The sequence below is a fragment of the Limnohabitans sp. 15K genome, assembly GCF_002778285.1.
Classification (GTDB): Bacteria; Pseudomonadota; Gammaproteobacteria; order Burkholderiales; family Burkholderiaceae_C; genus Limnohabitans_A.
The window spans coordinates 56557-77476 of record NZ_NESM01000007.1 but is presented as its reverse complement, the minus strand read 5'-3'; the positions used below and the strand labels follow the sequence as shown (position 1 = coordinate 77476).

The following is a 20920-nucleotide window of genomic DNA, read 5'->3' as shown; positions in this document are numbered from 1 at the left end:
CGTTGTTTTCAGTGATGTGCACCACCGCGTTGTTCTGAATGTCCAGCACGTCCACGCCCAGCGCGTCGATCTGGCCAATGCTCAAGCCGCCCAACATGCCTTGCTTGCCCGTCAGGTACGAGCCCTCAGCGTCGTTGGCTTGCACGTCCAGGGTCACGTTCGTGTCGTTGTCTGCAAAGGTCAAGCCCGCATTGATCAGAGCGATTGCATCGCTCTCATCAATATGGACTGCGCCAGTGGTTTGCAGATCCAACACATCTACACCAAGTGACTCCAAGCTCTTGTCACCCCTAATCGCCAAGCCGCCCAGCAATCCTGCGCTGCCACTCAAGTAAGAATCTGCTGCGTTATCGCCTTGTACCTCCAATACAACAGTGCCGTCTTCATGGAAATTGAGACCAGCACTGATAAGTCCAGAGGCCTGCGCTTCTGTCAAGCTTAAATAGCTGCCTTGGCCGAGATAAATTTCACTAGAAACAAAGTCTGGATCAGCAGAGTCTTGCGCAGTTCTGCCCTCTGGATCTGCCACCCGGAGGTTCACGACTGGCAAACTACCGCCAGAATTGACGAAATTCACAGCCGCGGCCGTCAACGTCACCTGCTTGGTCTTGACGTCCAACTGGTAAAGCTGGTTTCCGTTGGCATCGACTGGAGCAGCACCCACAAAAGAAACTTGCAGTTGCGCATCGGCAGTTTCAACATCGCCAACCAAATAGTTGGCAACAACTGCACCTGGCTTGAGATTTTCCGAGAAGGGGTTGAAGTTGAAAGAAGTTACTGTGAGCGTCGGCGCATCGTTGACCGCCGCCAGCACCACCTTTTGGGTCGCCTGCGTCGTCGCCTTGCCGTCGGTGACACCGTAGCTCAGCTCCACCTTGCCGTTGTAGTTCGCCTCCGGCGTGATCGTGTACGTCCCGTCTCCGTTGTCCTCCACCTCGCCGTGGCTGACCTTCAGGTTCACCACGCTCAGTGTTTGTCCGTCCGCATCGCTGTAGCCCACGAGCAGGTCTTGCGCGCTCACCTTGTAGGCGCCGTCTTCCTCACCCACCGCCAGCACCGCCTGATCAGACGTCAAGCTAGGCGCGTCGTTCGTGCCCTTGATCGTCACCGTAACCAAGCGCTCGGTGCCGTCCGCTGACTTCACCGTGAACGTGTCGCTCAGCGATTCGCTGTTTTCATTGAGCGCGTTAACCGTTGCGTTGGCGTTGTTCAGCGTGTATGTCCACGCGCCATCGGCGGTGACCGTGTAAGTGCCGTAGCCTTTCGCGCTGGCCGTCTCGGTGCTCACTGCCTGGAACGCGTCAGCTTCGTTGTCCACGTCGGCCGCCTTCAGCGTGCCCTTGGCCGTCACATCCAGTGCATCCTCTTTCACCGCGCCCGTCGTATCGCCAGTGATCTCAGCCGCGTCGTTGACATTGGCAACCAATCCCCCTGCATTGGTGAAAACAGTCTTACCGCCGAAGGCATCGATGGTCGTGATCTCTACCCGAATTGTTTTGCCGACAAAGCTTTCGTCGGACGGGATGTCCAGGCTTGCGGATGTCCGCCCATCGATATCGACCCAACGGTAAGGATCGGCGACGGAGCCTTCGCCTGTGCGCTCTTGCCACTGGTATGCCGTGGACACAATCGAGCCGTCCACATCAACTGCATCGAGGCTTGCCGTGAGGCTGGCGCCTTCTTTGTAGGCCCCTTCGACAGTCAGCGTACCTTTCGCAGCGGTGTTGATAACGTGAACAACGACCGACGTATTCAGGTCATCCCAGGCCTTGATCACATTGAATGTTGCTGGTGTCAGGTCTGAGCCAGACATATTGACCGAAGTGACCTTGGCTGCAGACAAAGCTTCCAAAAGGGCCACGGGGTCGCTGGCCACACCCAGTTTGATGAAATCTTGCTGGCTGATGGTGACGCTGACGCCCGCATTGGCAACTTGTTGTACAAACTGCACACCTGCCTTGGCCAGCAAGCTGGCGGTGGACAAGTCCAGCGGAGAGGCCTCTGAACCCAGGTCACCCGTGAGCAGCACTTTGCTGCCCTCGGGCAATTTGCCGGAGGTCGCCAGTGCCGCAGCTTGGCTGAAAAGATAGATGGCCGGTGAGTCGTTACCGCCATCGCCCGAGCCTGTGCTGCTCTGAGCCAGTTCAAGCAAAGTTTGGTAAGCAGCGGTCTGGCTTTGGACAGCGCCGTCGACCTCACTGGCGTCGAGCATGGCCTTGTCGATGGCTTGCTTGAGCGAATCCAACGTTTCAGCTGTAGCCGTGGCGCCAACAGCTTTGACCTCGGCCACGGCGCTGAGAAGCGCCGTCTGCGACACCGCAGCGCTGGCCTGGGCTTTGGCAATCAGGGCATTGACTGCGCTCAGGTCAGCGCCTTGAGCGGCGATGTCAACGGTATGCAGCGCCTCCGCAAGGCCCTTGTAGCTGACACCAATGCTTTGGACCGAGTTGCTGATGGAGCCACTGATCGCATCGATCATGGCCTTTTGAACGGCCGGATCAAGATCGATGCTGACCACGCTGGTTACTGCAGCGACAACAACTTGGCCCAAGTCAGCCGGAGCTCCGTCCTTGGAAGTAGCAACGGCGGCTTTCAGCGCGTCGCCTACCGCTTTGGCTGCGTTGGACAAGGCAGTGGCGTCGACCACCCCTGTTGGAGATTCCGAAGCGATTTTGGCCACCGACTGCAGCACCGCGTAAACCTGCTGCTGCTTGGTGAAGATCAACTCGGCCGCAGCCCTGTCTCCTTCCGTGGCGCCAGTCTTCATGGCGGCCACAGGGTCGTAGGTGGCCAAGTCGATGCTGGGGTCGATGCCCAGCGCGGCCTTGAGATCTTCCTGAGAGATGCCGCCCACGCTGATCAAGGTGGTCAGTGGCGAGATGACGCCAAAGCCCTTGGGTGCAATCAACTGCCCCACGACTTGGCCGGTCATCGCATCCACGCCGTTGATGACAAAGATGCGACCGCTGGAGGTCTGCTCGAAGCCATTCAGATCAAGATTGAAACGGCCTTGCGCATCGGTTGTGGTGGTGGCGTACACGTAGCCCGCCTGCATGATGCCTGTGCCGGTCGGGTCATAAAAGACGGTTGCACCTTGCACATAACCATCAATCGCTGTGGCACTGATGGTTTCAGAAACGCCGTCGATCTCAAGGCTGATGGTCTGTGGCAACAGGTCACTGCCAGCACCGGCTTGGAAGCCGAACACAGCGGTCACATGCTGGCCATCCTGCAGGAAGTTGAAGTCGGCCCGGTTGTAATGGATGTGGCCGTCTTGAATGGAAAAACTGTTTTTCAGCGCGTCTATCGTCAAACCAGCAGGCAGGCTGACCGGTTTTCCAGCCCCGTCTTGGATAGAGAGGCTGCTGATCGCCAAGCCATTGACCTTGACCACGGTCTGTAGATCTGTGGTGTCTGAATCAGTGACTTCGACATAGGAAGCGACATTGACATCGACCAGCGCATGGCTTCCGTAGCTGGCTTCTTCGACAGCTTTCACCGAGTAAACCTGGACGACGGGCAGATCGTTGGTGCCGGTCAGGTTGAAGGTCAGGCTCTGGCTGGTCGTGGCCTGCCCATCGCTGACGCCATAGGTCACGACGATGGTTTGCTTTTCGCCAGCCGCCAGTTGATTGAAGACCGGGTCTTTGGGGTCAAGCGTAAAGGTCTGATTGACTTCGTTCCAGACCACGCCTGGCCGCAGCGGGCTCTTTTCATGGTCGATGACGACGCGCAGATCCTGCCCATCAGGGTCTGTGGCATTCGCCAGTGCACTGACCGTGACAGGCTGTCCGTCTTCCGTTGCTTGGGCCTTCAGAGGTGCTGCGACCACAGGAGCCAGGTTCGTGTGCGCTACCTGATAGCTTTGCGAAGCCACCACGTTGCCGCCCTGACCATCGCTGACCGTGTAGGTCAGGTTGACCGAGCCGCTGAACGGCACCGCCTGCGTGATCGTGTAGGTCCCGTCTTTGTTGTCCACCACAACGCCGTGGCTGGCCATCAAGTCGACCACGCTCAGCTCTTGTCCTTCCGCGTCGCTGTAGCCCTTGAGCAGGCCTGCGACGCTCACGGTGTAAGCCACGTTGTCCAAACCTGCGTTCAACTCAGCAGCCGATCCTGTAAGAACCGGCGCATCGTTGACGAGCGTGGTGCCCGGGGTGGCGCTGGCCGTGACCGTCACGCCGCTGCCATCGGTCGCCTCCAGCTCGATCTTCGGCAGAGCTTGGCCTGCGTTGACGCGATCAGCACCCTCTTGTGTCAGCAGCACCTTGCCTGCATTGGCCTCCGTGCCCAACACGTAGTAATTTTGGCCGTTCGTGCCAGTGGCAAAGTCCACCGTCACCAAGCCTTCTTCATCCTTGGCTTCAAAGGTCGCCACCACCAAGCCCGCCTTGGTGCCCGATGCGTCCTCCACCACCACCACGCCCGAATTGAGCGTGATCGTCGGTGCATCGTTGACCTCTTCCACCACAGGCCGCAACGTCAGCGGCTCACCATCCGTCTTGCCGTCGTTCGGCGTGAGCATGAATTCAGGCAGCGGTTGGCCCTTGTTCACCAAGTCCACGCCCGCCTGCGTCAGCAGCACCTTGCCCGCATCGGCGCCTTCGCCCAGCATGTAATTGACCTCGTCACTCAACGTGACCGTCAAGCCGTCTTCGTCTGCTTTGCCGTCTTCGTCTGAAGTGCTGAAGGTGGCTACCACCGCTCCGACTGCATTGCCCTGAGCGTCTTCCTTGAAGGTGTTCAGCACGACCAGTTTGACCACAGGTGCGTGGTTTGGCGGCGTGTCCGGGGGCAAGGTGGCCTTCGGCGTTGCTGTAGCCTTGGCACTGCTGAGCTGACCTGAGTCGGTGGCAATGAGCTCGATGGCCGGCAAATTGCGGCCTGCATTGACAAAGTCCACGCCCGCTTGCGTCAGGAGCACCCTGCCTGCATTGGCGAGTGTGCCCAGCTCGTAGTAGTTTTGCGCGTTCGTACCAGCGACAAAACCCACCGTCACCGCGCCTTTTGCACCGTCTTCTTCATCGGCTACCGAATAGGTCGCCACCACCAGCCCAGCTTGGTTGTCTGCTGACCCCTGGATCAAGGACACCCCTGACCTCAGCGCGATCGTTGGCGCGTCGTTGACTGGCGTCACCTCAGGCTGAACCGTCACAGGCTGACCCGAGATCGCGCCCTCAAACGGCGTGAGGATGAACTGGGGCAGCGGCTGGCCCTTGTTGACCAGGCTCACGCCCGCCTGCGTCAGCAGCACCTTACCTGCATCGTCGCCTTGACCCAGCGCGTAGTGCACCGTATCGCTCAGCTGCACCGTAACCGTGGCACCCTCTTCGTCCGATGCCGTGAACCTGGCCACCACCATGTTCACCGCGTTGCCGACCTGATCTTCCGTAAAGACCACCGTCTCTTGCACTGTGATCGTAGGCGCGTCGTTCACCAGCACCGTCACAGGCGTCACGCTGGCTGTGCGCACCACGTTGGCCGCATCCGTCACCGTCAGCGCAATCTCGGGCAAGATGCGACCGGAGTTCACATGGGCAGCCCCGAGCTGGCTCAACAGCACCTTGCCCGGGGCGTTGACAGGATCGAGCGTGTAATACCCAGCCTCATTGGTATCCGCAGCAAAATCAACCGTCACCGCACCGTCTTCGTCCCTTGCCGCGAAGGTTGCAACCACCAAACCACCTTGGGTCGTCTGGCTGTCTTCAAAAACCGTTACTGTGGATGTCAGCGCAATGGTGGGCGCATCGTTGACGAGCGTGGTGCCCGGGGTGGCGCTGGCCGTGACCGTCACGCCGCTGCCATCGGTCGCCTCCAGCTCGATCTTCGGCAGAGCTTGGCCTGCGTTGACGCGATCAGCACCCTCTTGTGTCAGCAGCACCTTGCCTGCATTGGCCTCCGTGCCCAACACGTAGTAATTTTGGCCGTTCGTGCCAGTGGCAAAGTCCACCGTCACCAAGCCTTCTTCATCCTTGGCTTCAAAGGTCGCCACCACCAAGCCCGCCTTGGTGCCCGATGCGTCCTCCACCACCACCACGCCCGAATTGAGCGTGATCGTCGGTGCATCGTTGACCTCTTCCACCACAGGCCGCAACGTCAGCGGCTCACCATCCGTCTTGCCGTCGTTCGGCGTGAGCATGAATTCAGGCAGCGGTTGGCCCTTGTTCACCAAGTCCACGCCCGCCTGCGTCAGCAGCACCTTGCCCGCATCGGCGCCTTCGCCCAGCATGTAATTGACCTCGTCACTCAACGTGACCGTCAAGCCGTCTTCGTCTGCTTTGCCGTCTTCGTCTGAAGTGCTGAAGGTGGCTACCACCGCTCCGACTGCATTGCCCTGAGCGTCTTCCTTGAAGGTGTTCAGCACGACCAGTTTGACCACAGGTGCGTGGTTTGGCGGCGTGTCCGGGGGCAAGGTGGCCTTCGGCGTTGCTGTAGCCTTGGCACTGCTGAGCTGACCTGAGTCGGTGGCAATGAGCTCGATGGCCGGCAAATTGCGGCCTGCATTGACAAAGTCCACGCCCGCTTGCGTCAGGAGCACCCTGCCTGCATTGGCGAGTGTGCCCAGCTCGTAGTAGTTTTGCGCGTTCGTACCAGCGACAAAACCCACCGTCACCGCGCCTTTTGCACCGTCTTCTTCATCGGCTACCGAATAGGTCGCCACCACCAGCCCAGCTTGGTTGTCTGCTGACCCCTGGATCAAGGACACCCCTGACCTCAGCGCGATCGTTGGCGCGTCGTTGACTGGCGTCACCTCAGGCTGAACCGTCACAGGCTGACCCGAGATCGCGCCCTCAAACGGCGTGAGGATGAACTGGGGCAGCGGCTGGCCCTTGTTGACCAGGCTCACGCCCGCCTGCGTCAGCAGCACCTTACCTGCATCGTCGCCTTGACCCAGCGCGTAGTGCACCGTATCGCTCAGCTGCACCGTAACCGTGGCACCCTCTTCGTCCGATGCCGTGAACCTGGCCACCACCATGTTCACCGCGTTGCCGACCTGATCTTCCGTAAAGACCACCGTCTCTTGCACTGTGATCGTAGGCGCGTCGTTCACCAGCACCGTCACAGGCGTCACGCTGGCTGTGCGCACCACGTTGGCCGCATCCGTCACCGTCAGCGCAATCTCGGGCAAGATGCGACCGGAGTTCACATGGGCAGCCCCGAGCTGGCTCAACAGCACCTTGCCCGGGGCGTTGACAGGATCGAGCGTGTAATACCCAGCCTCATTGGTATCCGCAGCAAAATCAACCGTCACCGCACCGTCTTCGTCCCTTGCCGCGAAGGTTGCAACCACCAAACCACCTTGGGTCGTCTGGCTATCTTCGACCACTGTGGCGTCGGCATTGAACACAATCTGAGGCAGGTGGTTGGTACCCGAGATGGTGATCGTCAGGCTCTGACTGACCGTCTCGCCCTGTGAGTCCTTGATGTCATAACTCACCACCACCGTCTTGGATTGACCGGCAAGCAGGCTGGTGAATGCCACGTCCTTCGGGTCAACCTTCAGTGTGGCACCGTCAAGGATCAAACCAGCAGGCGCTGTCGCGCCAGTCGTGCCTTCGAATGTGAATCGAACATTGGCCACGCTGAGGGTGGCTGTCTCGCCCGCATCCAAATCGCTGGCGCCCGACAAGAGGTTCAGCGAATAAGGATTGCTGCCTTGACCAACGGCATTAGAGAGCGTACCCGACACCGTCGGCGCATCGTTCGTGCCCGTGATCGTGATCGTCTGGCTTTGGCTAACCGCCGCATCTTGTACATCCTTGATGTCGTAGCTGACCACAATGGTCTTGACTTGACCCTGGGCAAGACTGTTGAATGCCGCATTCTTAGGATTCACGGTCAGCGTTGTGCCGCTCAGACTCAACCCTGCAGGCAAGGTGCTGCTGGCTGGACCATCCCCGACTTTGTAGCTGACATTGGCCAACTTCAAGGTTGCCGTTTCGCCCCAGTCCGCATCACTGGCTCCGCTCATCAGGTTCAGCGTGTAAGGGTTGCCTCCTTCGCTGGCCACGCTTTGCAGCTGGGATGCCACTTGCGGCAAATCGTTGGTACCTGTGACCGTGATCGTCTGAGTCTGACTGACCGTTGCACCCTGAGCGTCCTTGACGTCATAGCTCACCACAATGGTCTTGACTTGTCCTTGGTTCAGGTTGTTGAAGACCGCGTCCTTTGGGTTCACCGTCAGTGTTGCGCCATTCAGGCTCATGCCCTCAGGCACTGCACTACTGGCTGTGGCGTTGCCAACTTTATAGCTCACATTGGCAAGACTCAAGGAAGCCGTTTCGCCTACATCTGCATCGCTAGCCCCGCTCAAGAGATTCAGTGTGTACTCGTTTTCACCTTCACTTGCTGCGCTTTGCAGTTTCGCAGTCACTTTCGGCGCATCGTTGGTGCCCGTGATCGTGATCTTCAGGGTGGTGCGGGTGTTTTCGTCAGCTTTGTACAGAACAATCTGGCCATCATCAAACTGCAAGTTGTACGAAATCGTGATTGTTTGGCCTGAAGCAAGCCAATCGAGGTTGGCTTCAGGTGCACTGAATACCCAAGACATGGGTACGGCATTGGCACCAACCACGGAGCCGGACTGGATTGTCAAAAACTCAGGATCAGCTAGCATCGATTTGAGCTGTCCCAAAGTCAAACCGTCAGGCAGCGTAAAACCCTCGCTAAGGGTCAGCTCAGTGCCAAGGAGATTGGCAGTAATTTCACTGCCAATGTCAGGATCATCAACTGGAATGTTGCCCGATAGTTGGATAGGCCAAAACTTTGCGTTCGCAAGTTCTTCCAACATCGGTTGTGAATAGGCACCCACAACTGGGGGCTTGTTGGTGTCGGTCGACGTGATGGTGAAGGTGAGCACCGAAGTCGAAGCGTCACCGTTTTTGTCCGTGAGGGTGTAGCTGAAACTCTCTTGGAGAGGGTTATCAGATAGCAGAGCCTGGACATCGGCGTTAGTCGCATCCACCAGGTAGCTGTAACTGCCATCGGGGTTCTTGGTGATCGTGCCGTATTTGGCGGCTTCCTGACCCCAAGTGATTTTGTGTTCAGCGCGAACGCCATCGCCCTGTGCATCGTTGGCAATCACATTCCCTTTGTAGGGCTGCGAGGATGCTTTGAAAGATTCCCGCGCATCGGCTACAGCGAGTGTGGCATCGTTGGTGCCATTGACCGTGATGGTCAGCGCCGCTGTGGAAATGTCACCGTTCTTGTCCGTCAGGGTGTAACTGAAGCTCTCTTGCAGCTTATCCCCTGGGGCCAGTTGTTGAACCACAGCCTTACTGTTGTCCAACACGTAGCTGTAACTGCCGTCCGCGTTCTTGGTGAGGGTGCCATAGTTGCCTGCAGCTGTGCCCGTGCCACCTGCCCAGGTGATGGTGTTTTCGCCCGAGGTGCCGTCGCCCAACGTGTCGTTCTCTTTGACGCTGCCCGTGACAGGGACGCTGCTGTCTTCAGCCACGGCATTGACATCGGCTTTGGCCACAGGCAGATCGTCGGTGCCGTTGACCGTGATCGTCAGCGCAGCCGTAGAGGTGTCACCGTTCTTGTCTGTCAGGGTGTAGTTGAAGATTTCTGACAGGGCCTGACCCGGGGCCAGTTGCTGAACCACGGCCTTGCTGTTGTCCAGCACGTAGCTATAACTGCCATCGGCATTCTTGGTGATGGTGCCGTACTTTGCAGCCTCTTGACCCCAAGTGATGGTGTTATCTGCTGGTGTGCCGTCACCCAGTGTGTCGTTGTCTTTGACGTTGCCCTCAACAAGGAAGCTGCTGTCTTCATCCACGGCATCGACATCTGCTGTTGCCTCAGGCGCATCGTTGGTGCCTTTGATCGTGATCGTCAGCGCCGCTGTGGATTTGCCACCGTTCTTGTCGATCAGGTCGTAGCTGAACACCTCTTGCAGCTCTCCGCCTGGAGCCAGTTGCTGAACATCGACATTGCTGTTGTCCAGCACGTAGCTGTAACTGCCGTCTTCGAACTTGGTGAGGGTGCCGTATAGACCCACAGTGTCACCTAGGCCGTCAGCCCAAGCGATGGTGTTTTCTGCTGACGTACCATCGCCCAGCTTGTCGTTGGCTTTGACGTTGCCCTCGACAGGGACGCTGCTGTCTTCATCCAATTCATTGACATCTGCGCTGGCCACTGGCAGGTCATCGGTCCCGTTGACCGTGATCGTCAACTTCGACGTAAAAATATCACCGTCCTTATCGGTCAGCGTATAGCTGAAACTCTCTTGCAGCGGCGTATCGCCCGGAGCCAGTTGCTGAACCACAGCCATGCTGTTGTCCAGCACGTAGCTGTAACTGCCGTCGGCGTTCTTGGTGATAGTGCCGTAAAGACCCACAGCAGCACCTGTGCCACCTGCCCAAGTGATGACGTTGTCGGCTGGCGTGCCGTCGCCTGGCGTGTCGTTGACCTTGACGTTGCCAGTCAATGGCGCAAGGGTGTCTTCCGAAATGGACCGCAGATCGGCCACGGCAATGGGCAAGTCGTCGGTACCCTGAATCGTGATGATCAGCTTGGCATAACTGGTGTCACCATTCTTGTCGGTGAGTTGGTAGGTCAAAGTTTCGGTCAGCTTTTCACTGGGCGTGAGTTGCTGCACAGCCTTGAGACTGTTGTTGAGTTGGTAGCTGTAGCCACCTGTATAAACACCGTTGGTATCTTTGTTCAGGGTGATCGACCCAAACTGCGTATTGGTCTTTGTCCAGAGCAGCGTATGTTGACTGTCCGTGCCATCGCCCCGGGTATCGTTGTCTTTGACGTTGCCGGTGACGGGGGTGCCAATGTCTTCGGCCACTGAATTGGCATCGTCCGAAGAAACAGGAGAGGCATTGGGCGTTGTGACAAATGCACTGCCAGATTTTAAGTAGGTGGCAAGAGCCGGATCAACGATCCCTGGCCTGTCAGTCACGCTCAATGTGATCTGCGCGTTGCCGGGGTCGGTAGCCGTGAAGCGCAAAAGCGCCAGTTCTGTATTGATTTGGGCAGCGGTGCCCTGCAGGTAGATCGTTGAGGCTGTGCTGCTCAAATGTGCGCTGATTGGGCCACCTGCAGCCAGTGAAATGCCCCCCACGCTGGCGGTAATCTTGACGGTCTGGATGTCGTTGGCATCAGCGTCGTTGACCGAGAAGTATTTGGTCACGCCGCCTACCAGCGACTTGATCTCTTGTGGCGCACCCGAATTGCCTAATGTGATACGTTGATTGACGGTACTGGTTGGCGCAACAACCGAAGTCGGGTTGTTGTCGGCAACGGTCAGCACGCCGTCCGTCAGGGTCCATGAGCTCTGCTGACCAGGTACCGACGTGCCGATGTTGATGTAGCCCCTGACACCTAGAGAGGCAAGATTGTCAATTTCAAGGTAATTGATGGCCGCGTTAGCCGTGCCTGTCACAACACGCCAGGCACCCTCAGTCAAACCAATATCAGAAAAATCGATCTTGTCACCCACAGACAAATCTGTAATGACGTCAGCGTCTGCCTGGCTGGAGGCCATATCGCCACGCTTGAAGACAAAGGTGTCGCTACCCGCACCGCCTGTGAGGGTGTCCACACCTTGGCCTGCATCGATCGTGTCGTTGCCAGCGCCACCAACAATGTTGTCGTTGCCACTGCCCGTGATGAAGGTGTCGGCTTTTTCCGTGCCCGTGACTTGCAATGCAGCGGTATAGGTGTCGGCGTTCAGCGTGAGGTCTGCAGCCACCAATCCGGCACCTGAGATATCCAGCCCAGACACGGGCGAAGTGGCAAAAGCAACCGCCGCATTGGTGCCCAATGTGAAGTTGTAGGAACCCTGATCGGTGCCGAGCACAATGCGCTCGACGCCGGACACGCGCAACCAGCTTGCATCATCAAATGTTTGCGGTGAAACAATCTTGAGCGTGTCAATACCTTCGCCGCCTTGAAGCGTGCTCAGATTGGCCAAGTCCCCAGCGCTGATGATGAACGTGTCTTTACCGTCACCGCCATATAAAGAATCGCTGCCCCCACCGCCTGAAATCGTGTCATCTCCGGCGGAACCCATGAGCAGGTTATTGCCTTTGCTCCCCAACATCTGCACTGCCACAAGACTGGCTGAGGCATTGATGGCGGTCACAGCAAACAAATTGCCACCCGCAACAGCAATGGGCGCACTGTCGGCAAGCACCCGGAATGTGCTCAGATCAGCCGTGATGCTTTGCGCTTTGGGGTCACCTGTGAAGACCAGTGTCTGGGCCGCAATGCTTGCGTAAGGTGTTGACTGCAGCGTCAGTGCAATGTTCGAGCTTGCTGTGAGGTTAAGCGCGTCTTCTGTGGTCGAGTAAGCATCACGAACGGTGTAAGTGATGGTGCGTGAGGCGCTGGCGGTGACGTTGTCCGACGTCGTGCTGAAAGTCACGCCACGCAACACACTTTGCAGGTCACTGGCCGAGATGGCCGTTCCAGACGTCAGTGCCGTGAAGCTGAGCTTTCCGGCTTCGAACTTGAAATCAAAGCCAGCCGAGGCAAGGGTCTGCTTGGCTGCCGAGCTCAGTGTCAGGACGTCTTTATCGATGTACCCCGTGGAGATGCTGACATTGGCAGAGGTGAAGAAAGAGCCATCCACATCGGCAAGGTTGGCCAAAGGCGCCAGCAATACATTGCCCACCGACTGTGCATAAAGTCCAGTGCTTGCACCCAAGGCAAGCACGGGTGCATCGTTGACTGAGAGCAAGGACAGGTCATAACTGGCCTGAGCCTGAAGCACACCGCCCTGACCACGTGCACCGCCATCATTGACGGACACTGTCAAACGGTCAGCACCAGGGGGCGTGTCAGAGTTGATCGTGTAACTGATGGCACCCACGCCACCCGAGGCCGCAAAAAGCTTTTGGACCTGGTCAATCGTTCCGATGATCGTCAGGTTGTTTGTGCCCGAGCCCGTAAAGCTCAGGCCATCACCAGGTGCGGCACTGGCGTCGATCTGTCCAGACACCACCGAAAGCTTGACGGTAATGTTCTTGTCACCCGAATCCACATCAGAGATCGACAGGCCAATGCCCTTCAGGGACAAGGCAGTTTGCTCTGTGGCCACGATGGCAGTGCTGGCACGGGCAATCACGGGCGCATCGTTGACAGAGACCACAGCCACGGTGCGCCCAATGACGGAAGAGTCGGCTGTGGCAGAACCCGAGTTGTCAGTGACTTTGACCTCAATGGCGCGGGTCAGTGTAGAGGGGCTTTCACTGCTGCTCTTGAAAGTCACACTCCGGAGAACAGATTGGTATTCCGACAGGCTTGCTGTGCCCGAAAGCGTCAGCACCCCGGGAATCGACCAATCGGCAGCAATGCTTGTGCCAGCCGTGGTGGCAGCGAACACTTCGCTGCCGTCTGCATTGGCACTGATGCGAACAGTGGCACCCGCCAGCATGGTGCTGTCCACATCAACGATCGTCAGACCCTGCAAAATTTGCACGGGCGATGCGTTTTCGGTGTAGCTGTAAGACAAGCCATTGGGCGCAATGACGGGTGCATCATTCACCGCGGTGACGGGCAAGGTGATGGTGCTGACTGCGCTGTTCAGTCGCGGGTCGAGTGGGTCGACGACGGTGTAGTTGAAAGTGATCGGCTGATCGCGGTTGGCGCTCGGCGTGACAGTCAGAGTCAGCTGACCTTCCGAATTGAGGGCAAGCACTTGCCCACCCAAGCCCAGTGTTACAGGAGTGCCGCCACTGGAAATGCTTGCCCCGTTGATGGAGACGATACGGATGGCTCCTGGAGGACTGCCGTCGGGGTTGACCAAATTGAAACCAGAGATGGTGACCTGTTTGGCCGTGTCCTCCATGACAGCAGAGGCTGCAGCGATTTGCAAATTGCCGCCCGCCTCAGGCGGCGCATTGGCTGAAATTTCAATGGCTACAGCCCCAGCACCGGGAGCAGAATTCGGGTTTCCATCGTCCACAGTGACGCTGATGGAGCCGTCACGGGCGTCCAAGCTGGCCGTGAAGTTCAGGCTCTCAAGCAGTTGGTTGATCTTGTGGGAATCTCCCGTCAGGACGGTGTTAAAGCCCGAGACACTGGCTGTCACGTCCAAGCTGGCAGGCGCGACATCAAAAGAGAGAAGGCCCCCACTTGGCGAGAGTGTGACTGTGACGTTGGGGCTGTCGATATCGCCCACTGTGATGCCACTGACCGATGACACAACTCCAGCTGAAACAGTGAGTACATCTGGCACTTCGACGTTCGAGGCTGCAGGCAAAGCTGTCGTTTCAAGCGTTACAGCGCTTGCTTCTACCGTGATTGGGTCGCCATCGTCAACAACGGCACTCACGGTCACAGCATGACTGGCACCACCAAACTCCGATGCGGTGATCGCGAGCGTGTCCAGCGCCTGGTTAATCAGCCGTGCTGACCCGGAAAGCACCCATGAGCCATTGTCGTTTTGCACAACACCCAACCCGGAAGGCATGCTGCCCAGAGAAAGCACGCCACCCGTGGGCGTGAGGGTCACGGTGAGGCTGTCACCATCCAGATCAGAAACTTTGAAACCAGGAATGTTGGTGGGCTCACCAGCAAGGATGTTGGTCGGCAGGCTGGTTGGCGCTATGAGCTGCGCAACATGGTGAAGGGTGACGGAAATATCGTCAGTTCCACTGGCACCTGTGTGCGCGCCGTTGGTGGCAATTGCATCAAAGGACAGGTAAGCATTGGTTTCCGTCGCAGGCACTGAGACCGAAAGTGCAGCGAGATCCGCATTGATCTTTTCAAGGTTGCCTGTCAGAGTCAGTACGCTTTGACCGTTGGAAATTATGCTTGGAATGCCGCCCGAAGTCAGTGTGGCTGTCGCCACCGAATACACATGAACCGTCAAAACCGCCGCAGCATCGAAATAGTCAAGCGATACGCCCGCCACGGACTGCACTGAACCTTTGGCCACAATGTCGATGGCATCTGGCAAATTGAAGGTGGGGTTGTAGGGGTCATCGTTGAGGATGACAAAGTTGCGCGTGAGCATGCTCACGGGCGCAGGGGTGCTCAAAGAGGAATCAAGGAACTGGGTTTGGGCCAGGGGGTCAGAAATGACAACCCCAAAATTCTCGCTGAGCTCCTTGATGGTATCGCCTTGTACGCGCAGCGTCAGGGTCAGGCTGGTTTGCCCCGAAGCAAAGGTCACCGAGCCGGAAGGCAAGGCATTGCCCACGAAGTCGCTGGCATCAATGCCTGCGCCTTTGGTGATGGCGTAATTCAACGAAAAAACGCTGTCTACGTTGCCCGCACGGGTCAGGACAACTTTGAATTCTTTGACGCCTCCATCCTGCCCTTCATAAAGACCCTCAGTGGAAGTGGAAGTGGCCTGGTCAATGCTGACACGTGCAGGCACGATGACGCCTGTGACAGCTTTGGCGATGGCGTCTTGAAGTGGCGTCTGCCCATTGCTGCCAATCGTCAGGAGATCGGGGTTTGTTCCAGTTTTGGCAAATTCTTCAAGCTGCGTGCTGACTGGGCCCTGCAAGGCACTTTGGACCTTGATGGCATCTTGCAACTTGTTGATGGGACCGACAACTGCTGCCCCACCTGCTGCTGAGATCGCTCCATTGGCTGCAGCCAAGACGTCGGCAAGCACAGACAATTTGACTGTAACGCCGCTTGGCAAAGTGGTGTTGGGGTAGAGCAGCGCTTTGGCGGTGTTTTCCAAAACGGTCTGAACAAACGCATCGCTCGTGAGTGCGGCACCAATGGTGGTACCGGGGTGACTTTCAAGCTCTTGCGCAAGCACCTGAACCAGTTTGACACTGATGGCTTGTCGATCGCTCAGTTCCGTGGCCTGGTTAGCAGGGACACCACTGGCTTTGACAGTCTGAACGAACATGGCACCCACGTCCATGAGGTTGGACAGTTCGAGTGCGATTTTTTGGTAACTGATGGCCTCAGCTTGCGCAGCTGACGAGGCTCCGGTTTCCGTGGCGGCCCTGAAAGGGTCATAGGTCTTGAGGTCAATCCCCGCACCTACAGAGACCCCAAAGAGTCCCAGACTTTTGGCCCAAGTCTCAGCAGTTGTGATTTCAGCTTTGGTGACGGGCTGTGCGCTGTCCGTGTGATGGAGAGCAATGTACTTTTGAATCAGCGTCGTGATGGGATTGATCACGCGGTAATACTGAGGCGCTTCATACTGTGACTCGAAGCCCAGACCAGTGGACACGTCTGTACCACCGCGCATGACCAAGCTGCCATTGGAGGGCAGAGAGAAACCACCCACAGAATCTGTCAATGAGGTGAACTCACCCGCTTGCAAGACACCGTCGTTGTTTTTGTCAGCAAAAATCAGGGCGCCAGTGATGTAACCGTCCTGACCCGAACTGGCAGCGATGACAGACAGGGCGTTGGCGCTGGTGTCAGCGATGTAGCTTGTGAAGCTGTTGCCAGCCGCATTGGCGACATTGATGCTCTGGATGCCATAGTTGTTACCATCGCTCAAAGCAGCAACATCGACTTGAGGCACCGACACCGACCACTTGCCGCCAGCAACAGCGCCTGTATAGGTCTTGCCATTGAACACCACAGTGACTGTCTGGCCAAACTCAACATCGGTCGTGCCGGAAATCACCAGGGGGCTGAGTTTTTCTGTGGCCGACAGCACCTTGTCGCCGGACAAAGGTGCAATCGTGAACTTGGGCACATGGCGCACGGCCTCCGACTTATTGCCCGCCAAGTCGACTTGCCAAACATCCAGAGAGTCACCCAGGGTATAGGCTGCCGGGAATGTGCTGGTCGCGGTGCCGCCGTTGAGTTGGTAGAAGGTAACTGTGCTGGCGGCCGAGTCATTTGTGTTCAGCGTCAGCGCAGGGTCATGTCCGGGCGTGTTGTTGTAGCTGACAGAGGTCAGTACAGGTTTCTGGCTGTCATATGTAAACGTCAAAGCTGCCGAAGCGTCCGAGGTGTTGCCCGCCCCATCCGTCTGCCGGATGAGCACCGTGTTGCTGCCTTGCTTGGCCGTGAACTCATCGCTCCAGCCCTCGCCGTTGGCGTTGTATTGAATCGTCGCACCAACCTCAACGCCCGTGACCTTTAACGCGCTGTTACTGGTGACAAAATCGGATAGTGAATTGATGTTGCCCGCCTGAGGCGTATCGGTTTTGAGTTCCACGACGGGCGCTTCTGCTTTTTTGTCAAGCGTGAAGCTGAGTGGAGAACTCGTACTTGAATTGCCCGCCACATCCGTCTGTTTGAGAACAAGATTGATGGCCTCGCCATCGACAGGCGCTGAGGCGCTGGCAGGTATTTCAAGCGAGGTTGTTCCGACTGCTAAGGAAACGAATGCCGCCCCATTAAGCGAGTACGACAGGGAGCTTCCCGCTTCCAAGCCTGCAAAGTTCACCGTTCCGTTGTTTGTTTTTCCGTCCGAAGCCCCTGTGTCTGTGAAGTTCAGGGTAGGGATGGGCGTTTGCGAATCCAGCTTGAAGACGTAAGAAGTCTCACCAGAAGTGTTGCCTGCAGCATCCTCCACCCTAACAAAGACAGTCTTGGAAGGGTTGTCACCGGTGACCGTGAACTGCAGGTTGCTGCCCACTTTGGTGGCCTGAGTCCAGGTTCCGGTGGGAGACGTCTTATAAAAGAGCCTTGCGCCCTCATCCAACGATACAACCGGGATCTGAAACGTACCGACGTTCGTAATGTCGTCCGTCGCCAAGCCTGAATTTGTGGCCAAATTGGCTCGCCCGATAGACGCATCAGCTGGAGCTGTGGTGTCCAACCTAAAACTGAATTCAGTGCTGAGCTTTTCAGTAGGGCCGATGCCTTGACGAACCTGCACGGTGTATGGCACGCCGGCAGCAGCAGACGGGGAAAGGTTCTGAACGGTAAAGAAATTTCCAGTGCCAGCCTGCCAAACACCCGCATTGGTTTTAAATTCCCAAGGTAAGGTTGTGTCTAGATTATTGACCTGAACCTCACCGACATTAGTGATCTTGTCACCGCCATTGGTCCCTGTATCGTTTCGCAGTGCCAACGTAATACCCTGAGGTACGGGGGGCTCTTCAACTGTGGGCGGCGTGACGGGTAGCTGATTGACCAGTTTGAATGAGAAAGTCGATGGACTGGAAGCGTTGCCAGCGACGTCTACCTGCCGAACGTAGACCGTGTTGTTGCCTGATACAGCTTTGAAATCTGCAAGCCAGGTGCCGTTGCCTTTTGCGCCATCGGACTTGTAGTCGGTGCTGTACTCAACTTTGGCGCCTTGCTCGGCAATAACGACCAGTGTGCCGTCTGTTGTGCTTGCCCCTGCGGCCTTGCCGTTGGCCAGAGCAACCGTTGGAGCCGTGGGTGCTGAGCTGTCGAGCAAGAACTTGAGAGAGGCAGTTTCTGACACCTTGCCTGTGACAGCATCGACTTTTTTGACTTCAATGACTTTGTTACCGTCACCCGTGACAGCGATGGTGTTACCTTGTCCGACGACCCAATCACCACCGTTGATTTGATAAGACCACGAGTCTCCCGTCTTGAGGCCGCCCACCACGACGAGGCCGTCAGAAGTGATGCGGTCAGGCGCCGAGTTCTCTGGGGTATCGATGCTGAGCGTCAGCTTGATGTCTGGTGGCTGGAAATCAAAATTCAAAGATGCAGGCAAAGACGCGTTACCCGCAGCATCTGTCTGGCGAACGTAAACCGTATTGCTGCCAGCAATCGGCGCAAAAACGTCAACCCAAGTGCCATTTCCAGGAACACCTGCAGGGTTGTAATTGGCGCTGTATTGAACCGTTGCGCCAGCTTCGGCTTGAATGCTGAGAGCACCGTCCGTGCTGGCTGAACCAGCGGGTTTGCCATTGCCCAACGCCAGCCCTGGCATCGCTGGCGCGGTAGTGTCAAGTTGAAAACGCAGGGAACTGACGGCTGAAAGGTTTCCTGCGACATCGACCTGACGGGCCAGCAAAGTCACAAGCCCGTCTTGTATCCCAGTCAAGGGGACTGAAGGCGAGAAAAGCTTACCGCTCCAAGTGACACCGCCGTCTGCACTGTATTGCCAAGCTCCACCCGCTTCAAGCTTGCTGAGCACTTGAACGCTGGCAAGAGAAGTGATGTTGTCCGAGGAAGAAAGGCCAGTATCGCGTGCAAGCCCCAAAACAAGAGGTTCGGGCGCATTCAAATCAACCGTGACGACCTTGAAGCCCGATGCCACAGCTTTTACAGACACCGGATCCGTGACCACAACAGCCACTGTCTTAGCCCCAGATTGGGTGAAGTTACGCAAAGAAAACTCTAGGTAACCCCGGTCCAAATCAATCTGCGCAATGGGCGCACTTCCAAGGGTCTCGCCCTCCAGCTTGACTTCGACGGTATTGCCCAAACGTGCAGTACCTGCAATGCTGGCCAAGTCAACTCGAATGGTTGGATTGGCGATGTTGGTGACACCGTCTGAGGCATTCGAGCCCGTGTCTTGCAGCGGGGACAACTCGACGTTGACCACTTTTTGACCTACGGAGACCACGCGGAGCAGCGCATCCAGCGCCTGAACCGCTTGAGCAGACAAGTTGCCCGTCAGCAGTGCATTGGCCAAATCATCTTGCACGGCCTTCTGGAATTCGTAAATGCCTTGCAAAGAGTTGGCAGAAACGTTGTTACCGGATGCGATCAGGTCCACGACAGCGCCGGTCAGTCCCAGCAATCCAGACACGATTGGCGCACTGGTCAGATCCAGCACGGTTGGCGTAGCCGCAGAAGCAGCCTTGACGATTTGCTGGGTCAGGCTGTCAAGGATGCTGTTGACCGCAGCCTCGGTGCTGCCGCCTTTGCTGACCACCACTGCAGCAGCGCCCGTGACCAGCAAGTTGGCAATTTGCGCCGCTTTGGCCTGAAGGGCAATGGCCGATATTTGAGCCAGACCTGTGGTTGTCAGCGCCTGCGCGATGGGGTCTGTTTGCAGCAAGTCTTCGCTACCAGAAATCCCTAAGACTTTCTTGATCGCCAAGCTTGCCGATGCAGCGGAGGTGCCTGGGTTGGCCTCCATGTAACTTTGAACCAAGGTGGTCAAAGGGTTCACCACGCCCGCACCCGCTGGGGCGCTGAGCGTCACATCAAATTTAAGACCCGTCGAGACATCAACGCCGCCCGAGGCCACAATCTTGAATGCCTTTTGGGCCAGTTCTCCGTCAAATTGGTAGCGGCCGTTGGCATCGGTGGTGGTGGTTGCAAGCACGTTGCCTTGTGCATCCAGCAACGTGACGGTGGCACCTTTGATGTAGCCATCAGCAACGATACCCATGCTGGCAAGAACCACCTTGGCAAGCACCGAGCCACCGCCACCGCCACCGCCAGCAATTCCGGCCGCAGCCAGCAAGAGACCTCCAGCCATGCTGGGCAAAGAGCCAAGATCAAAGGCCTGGGAGTTGACCACAACGCCATTGGCGGGCGGCAAAGTGGCGACGGCGTTGTTTAAGCCAGAAGACACTGGTGTGTTTGCAGCCTGCTCGACGCTGTCGATCTGCTGTTCACTCAACCCTCTTGCAACCCGACCATGCGCCAACTCGGCTTCAATCAGATCGCGCAGTTGTTCACGCGCCTGGTCGATGGTTTGCGCCGTCAGCTCGCCGGAATTGGTGACATCGTCAGTGCTAGCCTCAACCAAAAGGTTGGGCAAAATTTCGTGCGCCTCATCGTCCTCCACACTGGCTGAAGGCTCTGCCAGCTCAGTAGGCGTTGCAGCAGAAGCTTCTTTGGCAATGAGATAAATCAGTGCGAAATGAAGGGTGCTGGCCGTGACGTTGATCTTGGAGAGGGACAGCAGCGCCCGGGCTCTTTGCAAAAGAGCCTGAAGGGTTTTGGCATTCAAAACCAAACTTGATGCGCTGCTGGACAAGGGCTGGTTGACTCCGGGTTATCAAAACTACAAGCTGCTAGTTTTACGGATTCTACCGAGTTCTCTACAATTTTTCAGTAGTTTCCACATTTTTGTATTTTTAATTTGACC

General features: G+C 57.1%; 1 protein-coding gene. It reads right to left on the bottom strand.

The genetic code is table 11. The annotated features are described in order from the left end of the window. Positions 1-20809: VCBS domain-containing protein (locus B9Z40_RS16610; protein ID WP_143474004.1), on the bottom strand; the 20809-nt coding region annotated here is incomplete at its 3' end. Positions 20810-20920: the final 111 nt, after the last annotated feature.